The organism is Planobispora rosea, from assembly GCF_014648175.1.
Classification (GTDB): Bacteria; Actinomycetota; Actinomycetes; order Streptosporangiales; family Streptosporangiaceae; genus Planobispora; species Planobispora rosea.
The window spans coordinates 245,709-263,861 of the sequence record NZ_BMQP01000002.1 but is presented as its reverse complement, the minus strand read 5'-3'; the positions used below and the strand labels follow the sequence as shown (position 1 = coordinate 263,861).

The 18,153-nt window shown below is 72.6% G+C and carries 13 protein-coding genes; 9 read left to right on the top strand and 4 right to left on the bottom strand.

The genetic code is table 11. The features are described 5' to 3' along the window. Nucleotides 1–11 precede the first annotated feature (11 nt). Both IEZ08_RS02970 and IEZ08_RS02965 read right to left on the bottom strand, forming a co-directional pair. Entirely contained in the window at nucleotides 12–1,097 is a 1,086-nt protein-coding gene (locus IEZ08_RS02970) for a translation initiation factor eIF-2B alpha/beta/delta subunit family protein (RefSeq protein ID WP_189241605.1), read from the bottom strand. A 165-nt stretch (nucleotides 1,098–1,262) separates the two neighbouring features. Continuing rightward, nucleotides 1,263–2,207: a GlxA family transcriptional regulator gene (locus tag IEZ08_RS02965; protein ID WP_068922853.1), complete on the bottom strand. Its 945-nt coding sequence runs from the start codon at nucleotides 2,205–2,207 to the stop codon at nucleotides 1,263–1,265. Nucleotides 2,208–2,279: 72 nt separating this feature from the next. Between IEZ08_RS02965 and IEZ08_RS02960 the strand changes: the two genes are divergently transcribed. From IEZ08_RS02960 to IEZ08_RS02950, 3 genes are all read left to right on the top strand, one after another. Then, nucleotides 2,280–3,170: a Rossmann-fold NAD(P)-binding domain-containing protein gene (locus tag IEZ08_RS02960; RefSeq protein WP_068922854.1), complete on the top strand. Its 891-nt coding sequence runs from the start codon at nucleotides 2,280–2,282 to the stop codon at nucleotides 3,168–3,170. A 214-nt stretch (nucleotides 3,171–3,384) separates the two neighbouring features. Further along, complete coding sequence (locus IEZ08_RS02955; protein WP_068928663.1) at nucleotides 3,385–4,524, top strand: carboxylate-amine ligase; 1,140 nt, start codon at nucleotides 3,385–3,387, stop codon at nucleotides 4,522–4,524. Between the two features lie 154 nt (nucleotides 4,525–4,678). Continuing rightward, the gene (locus tag IEZ08_RS02950; protein ID WP_189241604.1) at nucleotides 4,679–6,301 is read left to right on the top strand and encodes an alkaline phosphatase D family protein; all 1,623 of its coding nucleotides are present in this window, start codon (nucleotides 4,679–4,681) and stop codon (nucleotides 6,299–6,301) included. 95 nt (nucleotides 6,302–6,396) lie between these two features. On the opposite strand, the gene IEZ08_RS02945 is transcribed toward IEZ08_RS02950, so the two are convergent. Further along, nucleotides 6,397–8,046, bottom strand: coding sequence for a pectate lyase family protein (locus IEZ08_RS02945; RefSeq protein WP_203863289.1), 1,650 nt, complete (start codon nucleotides 8,044–8,046; stop codon nucleotides 6,397–6,399). Between the two features lie 561 nt (nucleotides 8,047–8,607). On the opposite strand from IEZ08_RS02945, the gene IEZ08_RS02940 reads away from it, so the two are divergent. From IEZ08_RS02940 to IEZ08_RS02925, 4 genes are all read left to right on the top strand, one after another. Beyond that, nucleotides 8,608–9,726: a pectate lyase family protein gene (locus tag IEZ08_RS02940; RefSeq protein WP_189241603.1), complete on the top strand. Its 1,119-nt coding sequence runs from the start codon at nucleotides 8,608–8,610 to the stop codon at nucleotides 9,724–9,726. 5 nt (nucleotides 9,727–9,731) lie between these two features. Then, on the top strand, nucleotides 9,732–10,775 hold the full coding sequence (locus IEZ08_RS02935; RefSeq protein WP_189241602.1) for a pectate lyase family protein: 1,044 nt from the start codon (nucleotides 9,732–9,734) through the stop codon (nucleotides 10,773–10,775). Nucleotides 10,776–10,954: 179 nt separating this feature from the next. Continuing rightward, the gene (locus IEZ08_RS02930; protein WP_189241601.1) at nucleotides 10,955–11,995 is read left to right on the top strand and encodes a pectate lyase family protein; all 1,041 of its coding nucleotides are present in this window, start codon (nucleotides 10,955–10,957) and stop codon (nucleotides 11,993–11,995) included. 79 nt (nucleotides 11,996–12,074) lie between these two features. Continuing rightward, complete coding sequence (locus IEZ08_RS02925; protein WP_189241600.1) at nucleotides 12,075–13,286, top strand: AI-2E family transporter; 1,212 nt, start codon at nucleotides 12,075–12,077, stop codon at nucleotides 13,284–13,286. A 90-nt stretch (nucleotides 13,287–13,376) separates the two neighbouring features. Here IEZ08_RS02925 and IEZ08_RS02920 read toward each other — a convergent pair whose 3' ends face one another. Next, on the bottom strand, nucleotides 13,377–13,916 hold the full coding sequence (locus IEZ08_RS02920; protein ID WP_189241599.1) for a class I SAM-dependent methyltransferase: 540 nt from the start codon (nucleotides 13,914–13,916) through the stop codon (nucleotides 13,377–13,379). Between the two features lie 82 nt (nucleotides 13,917–13,998). Here IEZ08_RS02920 and argG point away from each other — a divergent pair, with 82 nt between their 5' ends. Then, a complete protein-coding gene (argG, locus tag IEZ08_RS02915) occupies nucleotides 13,999–15,447 on the top strand; it encodes an argininosuccinate synthase (protein WP_068922860.1) in 1,449 nt (482 codons plus the stop codon). A gap of 78 nt (nucleotides 15,448–15,525) precedes the next feature. Continuing rightward, nucleotides 15,526–18,153, top strand: a complete 2,628-nt coding sequence (locus IEZ08_RS02910) for a DUF7824 domain-containing protein (RefSeq protein ID WP_189241598.1) — start codon at nucleotides 15,526–15,528, stop codon at nucleotides 18,151–18,153.

The following is an 18,153-nucleotide window of genomic DNA, read 5'->3' as shown; positions in this document are numbered from 1 at the left end:
CTGCAGTGGTACTACGTCAAGGCGTCGGGCCGGTGGATCCCGCTCCCGGTCACGATGCGGGTCACCAGGTGGGGCGGGGTCACGTCGAAGGCCGGATAGTAGCCGGTCACACCCTCGGCGGCGGTGCGCCGGCCGAGCGCGTGCAGCACCTCGTCGCCGTCACGCCGCTCGATCACCACGTCGGCGGCCGTCGGGGTCTGCGGGTCCGGGGCGTCGATGAGCACGTAGAACGGGACGTCGAAGGCGCGGGCGGCCAGCGCGACGCCGAGCGTGCCCACCTTGTTGATCACATGGCCGTCCAGCGTCACCCGGTCGGCGGCGGTCAGCGCCACGTCGGCCAGCCCGTCGGCCAGGACCGCGGCCACCATGCCGTCGGTGATCAGCGTCGGCCGGTAGCCCATCTCGACCAGCGCCGCGGCGGTCAGCCGGGCGCCCTGCAGGTACGGACGGGTCTCGGTGCAGACGAACTCCAGGCGTTTGCCCGCCGCCTGCGCCGCCCGCACCACAGCGATAAGGAACGCGTCGGCCCAGCAGTGGGTGAGAACCCGCGTGCCGTCGCCGAGCAGTGAGGCGGCGTGCTCGCCCAGGACGGCGTTCCGGGCGTGGTAGACGTCCTCGTGCGCGCGCGCCGCCGCCTCGACCGCCGCCACCAGCTCGTCACCGGCGAGCCGCGCGCGACCGTCGCCGGTGAGCCGTGGACGGTCGTCACCGCCGAGCCGCGCGTGGTCGTGACCGGGGCCTTCGCCGGGATCCCCGCCCGTGCCCACGGTCGCCGACAGGACGGCGTGCACCGCGTCACGGATGTGGTTGTTGGTCGGCCGGGTGGCCACCAGCCGCCTTCCCACGGCACGCAGCCGCGCCGCCGCCTCCTGCGGCCCGTCGCCGCGAGCCTCGCGCGCCCCCAGCACCATGCCGGCCGTGGCTGCGAACAGGGGTCCCGTGCTCTGCGTCACCATCCGCTCGATGGCCACCGCCACGTCCTCGCTGGTCGCGCAGCGCACCCAGCTCACTTCGAACGGGTAGACGCGGCGGTCGAGGATCTCCACCGCGCCGTCGTCCGCATACCGTACGGACTCGGCGAGCACCGGTTCGCCCATGCCGTCCCCTCCTTCCGCGTGCCACCAGTCACCACGGCCACCAGTCACCACGGCCACCGGTCACCGCGGTCACCGGCCGCGGCCCACGCCCATCCTCTCTCCGACCGGGGCCACGCTGCCAGCGCGAGCCGCGCCCGCCGGCCCGGTGGCCGGGCCGGTCGGGGGTCAGCCGTCCGTACGGCGGAAGCCGGCGCGGTAGGCGCTGGGGGTGAGCCCCACCCGGCCGACCAGGTGCTTGCGCAGGGAGTCCGCGCTGCCCAGCCCGCTCTTCCAGGCGATCTCGTTCATCGGCAGATCGGTGGTCTCCAGCAACTCCCGTGCCCGGTCGATGCGCCGGTGCAGCAGCCACTGCAGCGGGCTGAGCCCGGTCTCGGCGTGGAAGCGGCGGGTCAGGGTGCGCACGCTGGTGCCGGCGTGGCCGGCCAGGTCCTTGAGGGTCAGCGGGCGGTCCAGGTGAGCCAGTGTCCACGCCCGGGTCGCGGCCAGCCAGGTGCCGCGCTCGGGCGGCAGCGGCGTGGTGATGAACTGGGCCTGGCCGCCGGGGCGCAGGGGGGAGACGACCGCGGCCCGGGCCACCGCGTTGGCGGCGGCCGCCCCGTGGTCGAGCCGTACCAGGTGCAGGCACAGATCGATGGCGGCGGCCGCGCCCGCCGAGGTCAGCACCTGGCCGTCGTCGACGTAGAGCACGTCGGGGCGGACCTCGACGGCGGGATGACGGGCGGCCAGCGCGTCGGCCAGGGCCCAGTGGGTGGTCGCCGGCCGGCCGTCCAGCAACCCCGCCTGCGCCAGCGCGAAGGCGCCGGTGCACAGGGAGGCGATGCGCGCCCCGGCGTCCGCCGCCTCCCGCAGCGCCCGCAACGCCTCGGGATGGGCGGGCTCGCCGCCGCTGCCGACCGCGATCACGGTGCCGGCCCCCCGTACCGCCTCCAGACCGTGCGGGATGAACAGATCGGGGCCGCCGGCCGTGGGAACGACGCCCGGCTCGGCCGTGCACGACAGGACGGTGTAGCCCGGGGCGCCGTCGACCTCGACGCCGCCGAAGACCATGTACGGGATGGACACGTCGAAGCTCATGACGGGCGTCACGACGACGAGCACGATGCGATGCACTGGCCGGATCCTCCGGATAGCTGGCATTCTGGCCACTGCCGCCAGCCTAGGGGTGTCGTGGACGGTGGGTCCATGACCTTCCACGTGATCACCGGCGCCGGTGCCGCCGCCTCCCGCACCGCCCTGCTGCTCGCCGCCGACGGCGAGCGCGTCAAGATCGTCAGCCGTGGCGGCGGCGGACCCGACCACCCCCTGGTCGAGAAGGTGGCCGCGGACGCCGCCGACGCCGACCGGCTCACCGGACTGCTGGAGGGCGCCGCCACGCTGTTCGGCTGCGCCGCGCCGCCGTACCACCGCTGGCCGCAGGAGTTCCCGGCGCTGGCGGCGAGCCTGCTGACCGCCGCGGCGCGCACCGGCGTGCGCTACGTCATGCTGGGCAACCTGTACGGCTACGGCCTCGTCGAGGGGCCGATCCATCCGGGACTGCCGCTGCGGGCCACCGGCCCGAAGGGCCGCCTGCGGGCCCGCCTGTGGGAGGAGGCCGCCGCCTCGGGCGCACGGGTCACCGAGGTGCGGGCCGGTCAGTTCTACGGCGCCGGCGCGCTCTCGGTCTTCAGCCTCATGGTCCAGCCCCGGGTCCTGGCGGGCGCGTTCGCCCTGGTGCCGCAGGAGCTCGACCTGCCGCACAGCTACTCCTCCGTCGGCGACACGGCCCGCACGCTCGTCGCCGCGGGCCGCGACGAGCGCTCCTGGGGACGGGCCTGGCACGTACCGGTCGTCACGCCGTCGGTGCGCGAGCTGGCGGCGCGGCTGGCCGAGCTGGCCGGGGCGCCCGTACCCCGGCTGGAGGAGCTGACCGAGCGGGAGCTGGCGTTGCTGACGCTCACCGACCCGTTCTGGGCGGAGCTCACCGAGGTGCTGGAGGCTCCCGGCCTGCCGTACGTCTCGGACTTCACCGAGACCGAGAAGCTCCTCGGCGTCACCGCCACGCCGGTCGACGAGGTCCTGGCCGAACTGCTCTGAGTTCCGTGCGGGCTCCGCGAGGCGCGCACGGTCTCCGGGACGGCTCGCGAGGCGCGCACGGTCTCCGGGACGGCTCGCGAAGCCCGCACGGTCCTCGGGATCGCCCGCGAAGCGCATGGGGATCTCCGGGACCCGTGAAGTGCAAAGGGCCGTTTCCCGGGAAGTGGGCGGCCGGACATCCGATGACCGGTGTGCTCTGATGGGGTGGTTCGAGATGGCGGATCCCGCTGGGTCGATCATGATCGGGGTCGAGGAGGAGTTCCACGTCGTCGACGTGGAGACCCGGTACCTCGTGTCACGGGCCGGTCTGCTGCTGAGGCGGTTGCCGTCCGACCAGTTCACCCCCGAGCTGCAGCGTTCGGTGGTGGAGGCCAACAGCAGGCCGCTCGAACGCCTGGAGGACCTCGGGCGCGAGCTGACCGGGCTGCGCCGCGAGGTGACCGGAGTGGCGGAGGGGCTGGGCCTGGGGATCGCGGCGGCCGGAAGCATGCCGCTGGTGGACCAGGACGCGCTGAAGATCTCCCCGGACCCCCGCTACGAGCAGATGCTCGCCGACTACCAGCTCCTCACCCGCGAGCAGCTCATCTGCGGAACCCAGGTGCACGCCCAGATCGAGGACCGGGACCTGGCGGTCGCCGTCGCCCACCGGCTGGCCCCCTGGGTCCCCCCGCTGCTCGCGCTGAGCTCGAGTTCGCCCTACTGGCTGGGAGAGGACACCGGATACGCCAGCTACCGTCCGCTCGTCTGGCAGCGCTGGCCCACCGCCGGGCCGCTGGCCAAGTTCGCCTCGGCCGCGGAGTACGACCGGATGGTCGAGGACCTCATGCGGTCGGGTGTGATCACCGATCCCGGCATGCTCTACTTCGACATCCGGCCCTCGGACCACGTTCCCACCGTCGAGCTGCGGGTGTGCGACTCCTGTCCGCGCGTGAGCGACATCCTGGTGATCGCCGGGCTGTTCCGCGCTCTGGTGGCCCGCGAGCTGACGGCGATCCGGAAAGGGCCCGACCGCTCGGTACGGCCGGAGCCGGTGCGCGCCGCGACCTGGCGGGCGGCCCGGTCCGGCCTGGAGGGCGAGCTGGTCGATCCGGACGAGGGCGTCCCGCGCCCGGCCGCCGAGGTGATCGGGCGGATGGTGGACGGCCTGCGGCCGGAGCTGGAGGCCGCCGGTGACTGGGAGCTGGTGACGACCCTGGTCCGTGAGGCGCTGGGGCGGGGGAGCTCCGCGGCCCGCCAGCGGGAGGCCTTCGCCCGCAACGGCGACCTGGCCGACGTCGTCGATCTCGTCCTGGCCGAGACGCGGTCCGAGGAGTGGGGCGCCGTCCCACCCCGCACCGGCACCAAAGCCGCCTGATCTCACGTATCGCGCGCCGTGGCCGACCGGGGCCGCCCGGCCCTCGTGGAGCGCAGGACGGCCACGCCGCCGCCGTCCGACCGCCCGTGGAACAGCGGGTGAACGTCCATTCTTGGGCCTTGTCAGTCGTCTTGACCGGACGTAGCTTCCGGTCGTGACAAAGGCGATCATCCGACGTGACTTCCTCAAGGCCGCGGCGGCCGGCACCGGCATCGCGGCGGTCGGTCTCCCCGCCACCGCCACCGCCATCGCCGCGGCGGCCGAGGCGACGCCGTTCCGGCACGGCGTCGCCTCCGGCGACCCGCTGCCGGACGCCGTCATCATCTGGACGCGGGTCACCCCCGTCCCGGAGGCCGCCCCCGGCAGCGGAGCGGGAGGCCCGGCCGAGGTGACCTGGCAGGTCGCCGCGGACCCGGGGTTCCAGCAGATCGCCGCCTCCGGAACGCTGACCACCGGCCCGGAACGGGACCACACGGTCAAGGTCGACGTGCGCGGGCTGGAGGCGGCGACCACCTATCACTACCGTTTCCTGTTCGACGGCGTCGCCTCACCGGCCGGGCTGACCCGGACCGCGCCCCGCCCCGAGGCCGAGGTCGACGGGCTGCGCCTCGGCGTGGTCTCCTGCTCCAACTGGGAGGCCGGCCACTTCTCCGCCTACCGTCACCTGGCGGCCCGCGGTGACCTGTTCGGCGTCGTCCACCTGGGCGACTACATCTACGAGTACCGCAGGGGGGAGTTCGCCGCCCGCGGCACCGTGGTGCGCCCGCACGAGCCCGCGCACGAGATCCTCTCGCTGGCGGACTACCGGACGCGGCACGGGCAGTACAAGACCGATCCCGACCTGCAGGCCCTGCACGCCGCCTGTCCCTGGATGATCGTCTGGGACGACCACGAGGTGGCCAACGACTCCTGGTCCGGCGGGGCGGAGAACCACGATCCGGCGACCGAGGGCCCGTGGGCGCCCCGGCTGGCCGCGTCCCGGCAGGCGTACTTCGAGTGGATGCCGGTGCGGACGGGACCGGCGGGGGAGATCTACCGCACCCTGCGCTTCGGCACCCTGGCCGACCTGACCATGCTCGACCTGCGTTCCTACCGCTCGCGGCAGACCTCCGGGATCGAGGTGGACGATCCGGGCCGGACGATGACCGGCCAGGCCCAGATGGACTGGCTCAGGAGCGTCCTGTCCGGCGGCGGCGCCCGCTGGCGGCTGATCGGCAACTCCGTGATGATCAGCCCGCTCGCGCTCGGCTCCCTGCCCGCCCACCTCCTCGGCCCGCTGCGCAGGCTGCTCGGCGTCCCCGAAGGGGGGTACGCGCTCAACAGCGACCAGTGGGACGGCTACACCGCCGAACGCAAGCGCCTGCTCGCCGCCCTGCCGGACAACACGGTCTTCCTGACCGGGGACATCCACACCAGCTGGGCCAACGAGGTCCCGCGGACCGCGGCGACCTACCCCGCCTCGCCCTCGCTCGCGGTCGAGTTCGTCGTGCCCTCGGTCACCAGCGACAACGTCGACGACTTCCTGCGCGCCGAGCCGCGCACGATCTCCCTCACCGCCGAGGGGCTGGTCCGCGCCGCCAACCGGCACGTGCGCGGGGTGGAGCTCGACTCGCACGGCTACGGTGTGCTCGACGTGAACCCCGACCGGGTCCAGATGGACTGGTTCGCGATCTCCAACCGGAGCAGGGCGGACGCGGCCTCCTCGTGGCTCGCCTCGTTCGCCAGCGCCCACGGCAGCCGCAGGCTCAGGCGGGCCTACCGGCCCGTCCCCTTCTGAGAGCCGGGAGGGATCCCGGCCGCCGGTCGGCCGGGTCGCCCCCGGTGGGAGTGCACCGGAGGCGCCCCGGCCGGTCCGGCGGTGGGGCGGGGAGGTCAGCTTCCGATCTTCCCCACTCCGGCGCCCGCGGTGACGATCGCCTTCACGGAGGCCGGATCGTCGAGGGTGTAGCCGTAGTAGGCGGAGGCCTCCTGCACGCTGCCGCTGCAGTCGGGCGCGCCCGAATCCTCGACGAACACGTTGTTGCGCGCGACGCACCGGCCGGCCGGTCCGGCGTAGGAGTTCGTCACCGGCTCCTCGACCCGCTCGAAGTAGTTGCCCTCGACCAGGCAGCCGGCGTTGGCCTGGCAGGCCACCCCGGTGTCGGTGTTGTACAGGTAGTAGTTGTTGAACACGTGCACCGGCTCACCGAACCGTACCCGCGGGTTGCGCTGCGGCGTGCGGTCGAACCAGTTGTGGTGGTAGGTCACCTTCAGCCGGCCGGTGTCCTGCGCGGCGTTGCCGTCGTCGTGGCCGAGCAGCATGTTCTTGGTGTGCCGGTGGGTGTGGTTCCACGACACGGTGACGTACGACGAGCCGCGCTTGATGTCGACCAGCCCGTCGTAGCCGCAGCACAGGTCGTTGTGGTCGATCCAGACGTGGTGGGAGAACATCTGCACGTTGATCGAGTCGTCGGCGGCGCCGCGGAACGTCAGGTTGCGGATGATGACGTTGTGCACGGCGTCGGCGGGCGGCGAGGTCACCGCGTTGTCGGCGGGCAGGCCGATGTTGAGCCCGCCGCCGCTGATTCCGGCGTCGGAGCCGATGCCCACGATCGTCTTGTCCGAGGCGACGTTGTGCATCCCCGCCGGGACCGTGATCATCCCGCGCACGCAGATGTTCAGGGGGCCGCTCCGGCCGATCGCCGAGATCAGCTCGGCGGCCGTGTCGACCTCGACGGTCGGCCCGCCCGCGCCTCCCGTGGTGCCGTTCTGGCCCCAGGCGTTCACCGAGGCGAAGCCGACGGGTGACCCGGAGGTGGGGCAGGAGCCCGGGGGCACCGTGACCGTGGGGGTGACCGTGGGGGTGACCGTGGGGGTGACCGTGGGGGAGGGCGGTGGCCCGGTCGGTCCCGCGACGTCGGTCACCAGCACGTCGTCGAACGAGGCGCTCGCGTAGTGGCCGGCGAGGCCCGCCCTGCCGGAGGCGATGGACGCGTCCGTCGCCGAGACGACTTCGACGCCGCCGACGAAACCGCGCAGCGTCGTGCCGAACGCCTCCAGCCGCAGGGTGTACCACGTACCCGCGGTCACCGTCGCCGGTGCCGAGTCGAGGGTCACGGGGCCGCCGCCGGTCCGCTTGCCCAGGACGACCGAGCCCGCGTTGCTCAGGCCGAGGAAGTAGTAACTGCTGGTGCTCTGCGCCCTGGCCAGCACCGCGACGTGCCGGCCGGTGCCGTTGAACGCGATCGGCTTCACCCGTGCCTGCACCGCCTGGTTCGCCCAGCCGGCACCTGCGGTGGCCCGGGCGTCCGCGCTGGTGCCGGTCTGCCGGTACGCCCGGGAGCCGTCGGTGACCACGGACCAGCTGCCGCCGGACCGGGACCAGCCGTTGGCGTCGCCGTCCTCGAAGTCGTCGCCGAACAGTGTGGCGGCGGACGCGCTGGGCACCGCGGCCAGGGTCAGCACTCCGAGCAGCGTGGCCGCGACGGCCGTCGTGAACGCGGCGAGCAGCGAGACAGCCCTGCGCCCTTTCCTTCTTCGCACTGTGGAACCTCCCGTTCCGCCGGTGCGCACGGCCGTGCGGACCCGGCCGGACGCTCTGGTACGAAGTCAGGGAAAGCGCTGTCCAGGTCTTCCGCACTTGTACGCCTCCCGGCGGGAGGGGTCAAGTGCCCATTCGTGCCCATGCGGCGGTCTGCTCTGAAGGGGCGGACGTTCTCCCAGGTGGAAGCCGTCGGAAGAGATGCGGGGAGTGCCGGCTGGAAGTGCGGGCGCCGCTCCTGCCGGGGGGATGGCGGGATTTCCGGCCGCTTCACCATTGACTGAGCTGAGTTGTTAAAGTACGTTCCCCCTAGTCAAGGAAAGCGCTTTCCATCATCTCCGATGGGAAGGGACGGTGCCCGATCCCCTCGCCCCTGTCCGGCTGAGGGTGTCCGCCTCCGGGGTGCGCTCCGCCGTGTCCCGTACCCGACCGGCTCCACGGCGTGCCTGCGACAGGTGCTCGCGACGCCGTCGCCGTCGCCGTCGCTCCGTACGGTGACCGCGGCCGAACAGCCATGGAATGGCCGCGGCATGTGCGGAGAACGCCCAGAAAGCAGGCGATAAATGACATTCGAATCATCCGTTCCCGCGCCGGTGGCCCCATCCGGTTGCGCGGCATCCCGCATCCCGTACCGCGAACGGCTGACGGCGCTCGCCGCCGGCGCAGCCGTCCTGATCGCGCTCCTGGCCGGCTCCGCGGTCCCCGCCGCCCGCGCCGCCGCGCACGGGGAGCCTCCCGTCGTCCCGGCCGCCGCCCCGGCCGACGGGCCCGTCGGTTTCGCCACCGTCAACGCCCTCGGCCAGAACGGCACCACCGGGGGCGCCGGCGGGCCCGTCGTCACGGTGACCACCACCGCGCAGTTCCTCGACTACATCGCCCGGCCGGGGCCGTACGTCATCCAGGTCTCCGGCAGGATCACCCTGCCCACCGGCAGAACCGACGGCATGCACGACGTCACCTCGGACAAGACCATCGTCGGCCTGGGCTCCGGCGCCGCCCTGACCGGCGGCGGGCTCAACATCGGCCTGCCCGTCGACGACGACGTCACCTCACCGCCCGCCGGGGCCGTGCACAACGTCATCATCCGGAACATCGCGTTCTCCGGCGCCACCGACGACATGATCAACGTGCAGATGTTCAGCCATCACATCTGGATCGACCACAACGACTTCTCCAACGGGGACGACGGGGCGGTCGACATCAAGCGCGGCTCCGACTTCGTGACCGTCTCGTGGAACCGCTTCCACGACCACGACAAGACACTGCTGCTCTCCCACGACGAGGACGCCGGGCCGCAGGACATCGGCCGGCTGCGCGTGACCTACCACCACAACTACTTCGACGCCTCCGACCAGCGCCATCCCCGGGTGCGCTTCGCCGCCGTGGTGCACGTCTACAACAACTACTACCGGGACAACAGCTACGGCGTCGCCTCCACCTACGACGCCGGAGTCCTGGTGGAGAACAACTACTTCTACAGCGTCAACAACCCCGGCCGGGTGGACTTCAGCGGCGATCTCGGCCGGCTGGTCGAGCGCGGCAACATCCTCGTCGCCTGCAACCACCCCATCGAGACCCGCGGCGTCGTGACCGAGCCGCGCACCTACTACCCGTACACCGCGGACCCCGCCGCCGATGTGCCGGCCATCGTGGCCGCCGGCGCCGGGGTCGGAAAGATCTGAGGCAGATGAGCACCAGCACCCGCCGCGGCCCGGGCCTGCGGCGCCTGACCACCGCCCTGTCCGCGACCGCCCTCCTCGTCGCCGCGCTCACCGGCGCGGGCACCGCCGTCCAGGCCGGCGCGCATCCCGGTCGGACCGGCGCGGGCACGACCCTGTCCGCCGCCGACACGCCGACGGGCTTCGCCTCGGTCAACGCCCTCGGCCGCAACGGGACCACGGGCGGCGCCGGCGGCCCCACGGTGACCGTGACCACGGCGGCCGAGCTGGAGGACTACGCGGGGCGGCGCGGCCCCTACGTCATCCGGGTCGCCGGCCGGATCGCGATCGACGACATGATCACCGTGGTCGCCGACAAGAGCATCCTCGGCGTGGGCACGACCGCGGAGATCACCGGCGGCGGCCTCCAGCTCGGTTCGACGACCCGCCCGGGCAACAATGTGATCATCCGGAACATCCGGTTCACCGGCGCGTCGGACGACTCCGTCAGTGTCACCAACAAGGCGCACCACGTCTGGATCGACCACAACGACTTCTCCGGCGGCTATGACGGCCTGCTCGACATCAAGCGGGAGTCGGACTTCGTCACGGTCTCGTGGAACCGCTTCCACCACCACAGCAAGACGCTGCTGCTCGGCCACTCCGACAACCACACCGCCGACATCGGCAAGCTCCGGGTGACCTACCACCACAACTTCTTCGACGGCACCGACCAGCGCCATCCCCGCGTGCGCTTCGCCGAGCCGGTGCACGTCCTCAACAACTACTACCGGAACAACGCCCTGTACGGCGTGGCCTCGACGGAGAACGCGGGCGTGCTGGTGGAGGGCAACTACTTCGAGAACGTCGCCCACCCCGTCCACGTCGGTTACGACAAGAGCGGCCCCGGCCGGGTCGTCGAGCGGAACAACCGCTACGTGAACTCCGGCACGCCGCAGACGGCCGGCACGGTCGTCGAGCCGCGCACCTACTACGCCTACACCGTCGACGACCCCGGCAGCGTCCCGGCGATCGTCACCGCCGGAGCGGGCGTCGGCAAGATCGGTCTCTGATTCCGCCGCCTCCGGCCTCACCGGCCGTGATCCCACAGCCTCCGGCACCCCTACCGCCGGCCCCACCGGCCGTGACCCACCGATCGTGACCCACCGCCCCGGCCATCATCGTGACACCCCCGCCCGGCGAGGACGCCTCCCGCCGGGCGGGGCGCATCCCTCATCCGAAAGGCAGGCTCATGCTCCGGACCCTCATCCTCCGAACGACCCGGCGCCGTACGGCGCTCGGCGCGGCCGTCCTCGCCGTGCTGCTCACCCAAGGCGGCGTCCCGGCTCCCGCGCTCGCCGGCGCATCATCCCCGGCCTCCCCGGCGGCCGGGACGGCTCTGGCCGACGGGCCCGTCGGTTTCGCCTCCGTCAACGCCCTCGGCCAGAACGGCACCACCGGAGGCGCCGGCGGGCGCACGGTCACCGCCACCACCGCCGAGGAGTTCCTGGAGTACATCGACAGCAAGGAGACCCTCGTCATCCGGGTGGCGGGCACCATCGCCATCACCAGCAAGCAGGGCGTACGGCCCAACAAGACCATCATCGGCGTCGGCACCTCCGGCCACATCACCGGCGGCGGCCTGGACTTCTACCGGTCCTACAACGTGATCGTGCGCAACCTCCGCTTCACCCGCGCCGAGGACGACGCCGTCAACGTCGGCCGTGAGTCGCACCACATCTGGATCGACCACAACACCTTCTCCGGCGCGGTCGACGGCTCCATCGACGTGGTGCGCGGCGCCGACTACGTCACCGTGTCGTGGAACCACTTCGACCGCTCCGACAAGAGCATGCTGATCAGCCACTCCGACGGCGCCGCGGGTACCGACGTCGGCCGGCTCAAGGTGACCATCCACCACAACTTCTTCGACAACAGCCGCCAGCGCCACCCCCGTGTCCGCTTCGGTGAGCCGGTCCACGTCTTCAACAACTACTTCCTGGGCAACGAGCTGTACGGCGTGGCCTCGACGGAGAACGCCGGGGTGCTGGTGGAGGGCAACTACTTCCAGGACGTCCCCCACCCGCTCTTCTCTGCCAGCGGTTACGCTGACAGCGGTCCGGGCCGGGCCGTGCAACGCAACAACATCTACGTGAACTCGGGCACTCCGGAGACGGCGGGCACGGTCGTCGAGCCGCGTACCTACTACGCCTACACCGTCGACGATCCGGCGGGTGTGCCGTCGGCGGTGCGGGCCGGAGCCGGCGTCGGCGCGCGGTGGGGCGTTCTCTGACCCGCCAGCCGGGCGGCTCCGGCTCCGCCGGCCCACCGGTGTGAGTGATTCCGCTCACCGGGCACCCTAAAGTGATCTCATGCCCACCACCCTGAACTCCGCGAAGACCCGAGCCGCACTGCGCGTCTCGGCCCGCATCTCCCTGGAGTTGCTCCTGGTGCTGCTGATGACCGCGGCGGCTCTGTGGTTGCTGGGACGGATGTGGCCGATCGTGTGGCCGGTGATCGTCGCTCTGCTGCTGACCACGCTGACCTGGCCGCCCGCGCGCTTCCTGCGCCGGCACGGATGGCGCCCGGCCCTGGCCGCGTCGGTTGTGACCGTGCTGTTCCTCGTGCTGGCGGCGGGCATCATCGTGCTGATCGCCGTGCCGGTCGCGTCCCAGTCCGGCGAACTCACCACCGGCGTGGTCAACGGCATCCAGCAGATACGGGAATGGGCAGCCGGTCCGCCGCTGAACATCGGCGACGACGAGATCACCCGGGCGCTCGACACGGCGGTCGCCCGCATTCAGGGCAGCGTCGGCGGCATCGTCACCGCCACGCTCACCGGCGTGGGCACGGTGGTCAACGGCCTCATCACCACGGTGCTGGCCCTCTTCCTGATGTTCTTCTTCCTGAAGGACGGCCCTCGCTTCCTGCCCTGGCTGACCCGTCAGCTGCCCGGCCGCCTCGCGACCGACGTCCCGGCCGTCGCCACGCGCGGCTGGGACACCCTGGGGGCGTTCGTCCGCTCCCAGGCCTTCGTCGGCCTGCTGGACGCCGTCCTGATCGGGCTGGGCCTGTGGATCGTCGGTGTACCCCTGGTGCTTCCGCTGGCCGTCCTGACGTTCGTGTCGGCGTTCGTGCCGATCGTCGGCGCCCTTTTCGCCGGCTTCGTGGCCGTGCTCATCGCCCTGGTGTCCAACGGCCTGACCGACGCGCTCATCGTGCTGGCCCTCATCATCGTGGTGCAGCAGCTCGAAGGGAATGTCTTCCAGCCCATGGTGCAGAGCCGAGGGCTGGGACTGCACGCGGCGGTGGTGCTGCTCGCGGTCGCGCTCGGCGGCAGCCTGGCGGGCATCATCGGCAGCCTGCTCGCGGTGCCGGCAGCCGCGCTCGTCGCCGTGCTCTGGAACTACTTGCGCGAACAGCTCAGCGAACCGGTCAGGGAGCCGGATGCGGTCACCGGTGAAAGCGAACCGGGCGCCGGCCCGAGTACCAGCCCGGTCACCGGCGGAAGCGAACTGGGCCAGGTGCCGGGGACTGCCGGCCCAGGTACCGGCGAGCCGGACGGCGGTCCGGCGCCGGCGTAGGGGCCCACCGGTGTCCCGGGCGGGGATGGACGGCGTCATTCGCGGACGGAGCTGAGATCCCGAGGCGGGTGACGCCGGCACCCGGGACGGTCAGGCGGTTCCGGTACGGGGCCTGCCCACGACGCACACCAGGTCGGTCGCGGTGGAGGTCCGGCCGTTCAGGACGGCGGTCTCGAAGCCGTGCTCCTCCAGGACCGGCGCCACCTTGGCGGCGATCTCTCTCGCCCGCCCCGGTCCGGGCGGCTCCCAGCACAGGTGGAGGCTCCCGCCGGGAGCGAGCCAGCGGCGCAGGGCGGCCAGTTCCCGCGCGGGGGAGCGCGTCCAGAACAGGTTGACGTTGACCGAGAAGATCTTGTCGAAGGAGGCGTCGGCGAACCCGGCGTCCTCCAGCGCCGCCACCAGGAAGCGCGCCCTGCCCGCCGTCACGTGCTCGCCGTTGCGCAGCCTGGCCGCCTCGACGGCCGTGCCCGAACGGTCGATGGCGGTGAGGGACCCTCCCTCAAGGCGGCCGAGGACGAGCGCGGCCGCGACGCCGCGTCCGCATCCGATCTCCAGGACCCGGTCGGACGGCGTGAGCTCCAGTGTCTCCACCGCCCAGGACAGGCGTTCAGGTGTCGACTTCTCCGTCATGGTCACATGATCGGTGAACATCACGGGCCGGCACCAGACCCGCGTTGCATGTTCATGCGTTGGTGTGCATATACTTCTACCCGTGTCTAAAGTGCTCACCTCCCTGCCTGTCGGTGAACGTGTCGGAATCGCCTTCTCCGGCGGCCTCGACACCTCGGTAGCGGTCGCGTGGATGCGCGAGAAGGGTGCAGTGCCATGCACCTACACCGCCGACATCGGCCAGTACGACGAGCCCGACATCGCCTCGGTGCCCGGACGCGCCACGACGTACGGCGCGGAGGTCGCGCGGCTGGTCGACTGCCGGGCGGCCCTCGTCGAGGAAGGACTGGCGGCCCTGGCCTGCGGGGCGTTCCACATCCGGTCCGGCGGCCGCGCCTACTTCAACACCACCCCGCTCGGACGGGCCGTCACGGGCACCCTGCTGGTGCGCGCGATGCTCGAGGACGACGTGCAGATCTGGGGGGACGGCTCGACCTTCAAGGGCAACGACATCGAGCGGTTCTACCGGTACGGCCTGCTCGCCAACCCCTCCCTGCGGATCTACAAGCCGTGGCTGGACGCCGACTTCGTCAGCGAACTCGGCGGACGCAAGGAGATGTCGGAGTGGCTGCTCGCCCGTGACCTGCCCTACCGAGACAGCACGGAGAAGGCCTACTCCACCGACGCGAACATCTGGGGCGCGACCCACGAGGCCAAGCGGCTCGAACACCTCGACACGGGCATCGAGATCGTTGAGCCGATCATGGGCGTGCGGTTCTGGGACCCCGCCGTTGAGATCGCCCCTGAGGACGTCACGATCGGCTTCGAGCAGGGGCGGCCGGTGACGATCAACGGCAAGGAGTTCGCCTCCGCCGTCGACCTGGTGCTGGAGGCCAACGCCGTCGGCGGCCGGCACGGCCTGGGCATGTCCGACCAGATCGAGAACCGGATCATCGAGGCCAAGAGCCGGGGCATCTACGAGGCGCCGGGCATGGCGCTGCTGCACGCGGCGTACGAGCGGCTGGTCAACGCGATCCACAACGAGGACACCCTCGCCGTCTACCACAACCAGGGACGGCAGCTGGGCCGGCTGCTGTACGAGGGCCGCTGGCTGGACCCGCAGGCGCTGATGCTGCGCGAGTCGCTGCAGCGCTGGGTCGGGATGGCGATCACCGGCGAGGTGACCCTGCGGCTGCGGCGCGGTGAGGACTACTCCGTCCTGGACACCTCCGGGCCGACGCTCAGCTACCACCCGGACAAGCTCTCCATGGAACGGACCGAGGACTCCGCCTTCGGACCGGTCGACCGCATCGGCCAGCTGACCATGCGCAACCTCGACATCGCCGACTCCCGCGCGAGGCTGGAGCAGTACGCCAGGCTCGGCATGGTCGGCAGCCGGCCCGCGACGCTGGTCGGCGCGGAGCAGGCGGCCTCGACCGGGTTGATCGGCGCGATGTCCGAGGGCGGCGCCGAGGCGATCGCCTCCCGCGGAGAGGCTCCCGTCCACGACGAGCTGCTCGACCACGCCGCGATGGAGTCCGGCACCGACTGACGGAGACCGGCGTCCCCGCCGCGCGGGGGCGCCTCCGGGCGGCCGGAAGTGTCGGCGCGGCTGGTTAGTGTCCGCGCCATGGATCACTGGGGCGAGATCAGGAAGCTGATCGAGACGCGGCGGGCCGACCGGCTCGCCGCGCGGGTCAGGGCACTGGACGACGACGGCCGCAAGGAGGTCGCCGCCCGGCTGCCGGAGTTGCTGAAGGAACTGCGCGGCCGGTTCGAGCGGTGGGACGACGACCTGGTCGGCTACGGGATCGCGCTGCGGGTGGCGGGCGCCGCCGTCTTCGGCGGCGCGGCGGCCGTGGCGTCCTGGCTGTACCGGCGCGACTTCGCGCCCCAGTGGGCCGGCCCGGACAACGACGTGGACCTCATCCTGGCGGTGATCGCCGACCGGCCCGCCGCCTGGCGCGCCGACCTGGCCGAACGGCTGGCACTGCGGATACGCGTCCCCGACGACCGCGGTATGGCGCTCGCCCTGGAGCTGCTCCGCGAGACCGGCACAGAGCCGCCGGCGCACGATCCGCTGGTGGCCGGTTGGGTGGGCCGCGCTCCGTCCCGGCTCGGCGACGACCCGCTCCTCGATCACCTGTTGCCGCGCCTGTTCGAGGCCGAGGGCGTGGGCCGGGTGCTCCAGTGGGAGAGTGAGCCGCACGCGGGCTGGCTGGGCGCGCTGCTGAATCTGGCCGAGACGGGCCGGGTGCGCCGTGAGGCGCTGATCGAAGGCTGCGTGCGCCGTTTCCTCCTCGGTGGCACGGCCGTGGACCTGCGGTTCTTCACTCGCCTGCACGAGGCGCTGGACCCCTCGCCCGCCGAGGCGGCCCCTCATATCCGTGACTACCTGCAGCTGCTGCCCGCGTCCCCCGGCCCGGTCGCGGAGTCGGCCATGAAGCTCCTGCGCGCCTGTGACGGCCTGACCGCCGACGACCTCGCCGAGGCGTGGGAGGCGCTGGTGTTCCGTTCCGAGCGCAAGCTGGTGCGCGCCGGGCTGTCCTGGCTCGACCGTTCCGTACGACGGACACCCGCGTTGGCCGACGCGGCCGCCGCGCCGCTGGCCCGCGCGTTCGCCGCCGACTCCGCCGAGCTCCTGGAGAAGGCCGTCGAGCTGGCCCTCAGTCACTCGGGCGGCATAGGCGAGGAGGGGCGCGCCGCCGTGCGCGAGGCGATCGAGCTGCTCCCGCCCCACCTCGGGCAGCGGGCCGCCACGGTGTTCACGGGCGGTACGGTGGCCGAGCCCGGACCCGTGTTCACACCGCCGCCGCTGCCCGCCGTACCCGGGCGCTCCCGCAGTCTCGAACCTCCGATCCAGTCCGTCGAGGAGTGCGCCCGGCTGGCGGCGGAGGAGACGTCATCCTGGCAATCATGGGAGCGGCTGCTGGCCGGTCTCGTCACACTCGCCGGCCGCGACCGGGCGGGCCTGGCGGCGGCGCTGCGCCCCCGGCTGCTCGACGGCCCCCACTCGTGGGTCGACTGGCAGTACCGTCGGGAGGCATGGGAGGAGGCCGGCCAGTGGTTCGAGGGCGCTGTCCGCGCCCTGACCGCGACCGCGCCCGTCCGGAGCGCCTGGCGGCGCTTCATGCCGAAGACGAACCTGGCCGCCCCGGACCTGCTCCTCGTGCACCGCGCGGCCGAGGTCCTGCGGGCCGTCGAGGAGGACACCCTCCCGCCGCTGCTGCTGGCCACACCGACGCATAGCACGGGACACGTGGCGGCCGCCGAGCTGGTCCAGCGGCTGGAGGCCGTCGAGGCGGCCGGGGCCAAGCCGCTCGCCGCCGACCTCCAGCAGGCGCTGCTGCGCCTGCCGCGCACCCCGGATCCCGAGGCGGCGGGGCGGGCGGCCCGGCTGACGTCCCCGGCGGGCGGGATCCTCGCCGCGTGGACCTGCCCGGAGGCCGGGATCGAGCTGGAATGGACCTGTGCGAACGCCGGCGGCGATCACGACTGGCATGACCGGAGCCACCACCACAGCGTGCACCCGGTGCCCACGGCCACCGCCGCGCCCACCGGCCTGCCGCTGGTCGACCTGGTGCTCGGCGTCCCCCGGCGCTGGGCCGAGGAGCGGCACCGCGAATGGTGGCCCTCGATGCTGCCCTCGCACCGCGAGGTCGCCGCCGCGTACCTCATGCCGTACGTGATCCGGCGCTCCCGGAACGGGCCCTCCGCCGGGCCGGAGCCGTCCCGCGACCTCGCCCGGGCCGAAGGGCCGGCCGGGGCGGCGTTCGCGGCGGTGCTGGCCCGCGACCTGGGCGACCCACACCTGCCGGGGTCGGTCGAGGTGCTGCTGGAGGCCGCCGCGCGGGGTGAGCTGCCCGCGGCCGAGATCGGCCGTCAGGCCGGGCTCCTGCTGGCGAGCGGCGAGGTCAGGATGACCGACATGATCGCCGCGCTCGACGCGGCGGCCAGGCGGGGCGCCCACGAGCACGTGTGGCGGATCGCCGCCGCGGCGCTGCCCGTGCTGCTGCCCGCGCCGGGCGGGCGCCCGCTCAACGGACTGGCCGGGTTCGTCATGCTCGCAGCCACGGCCGCCGAGTGGTCCGGCGCGCGGGGTGCGATCCCCGAGGTGCGCGACATGGCGGCCCGCAAGGGGAGCAGCGGGTTGCTCCGCGAGATCCGCCGGCTGCATGAGCGGCTCACCGCCGGTACCGGCGGCACTGAGAACACGGGCGGCCCCGACAACACCGGCGGCTCCGGCCAGGAAGGATGA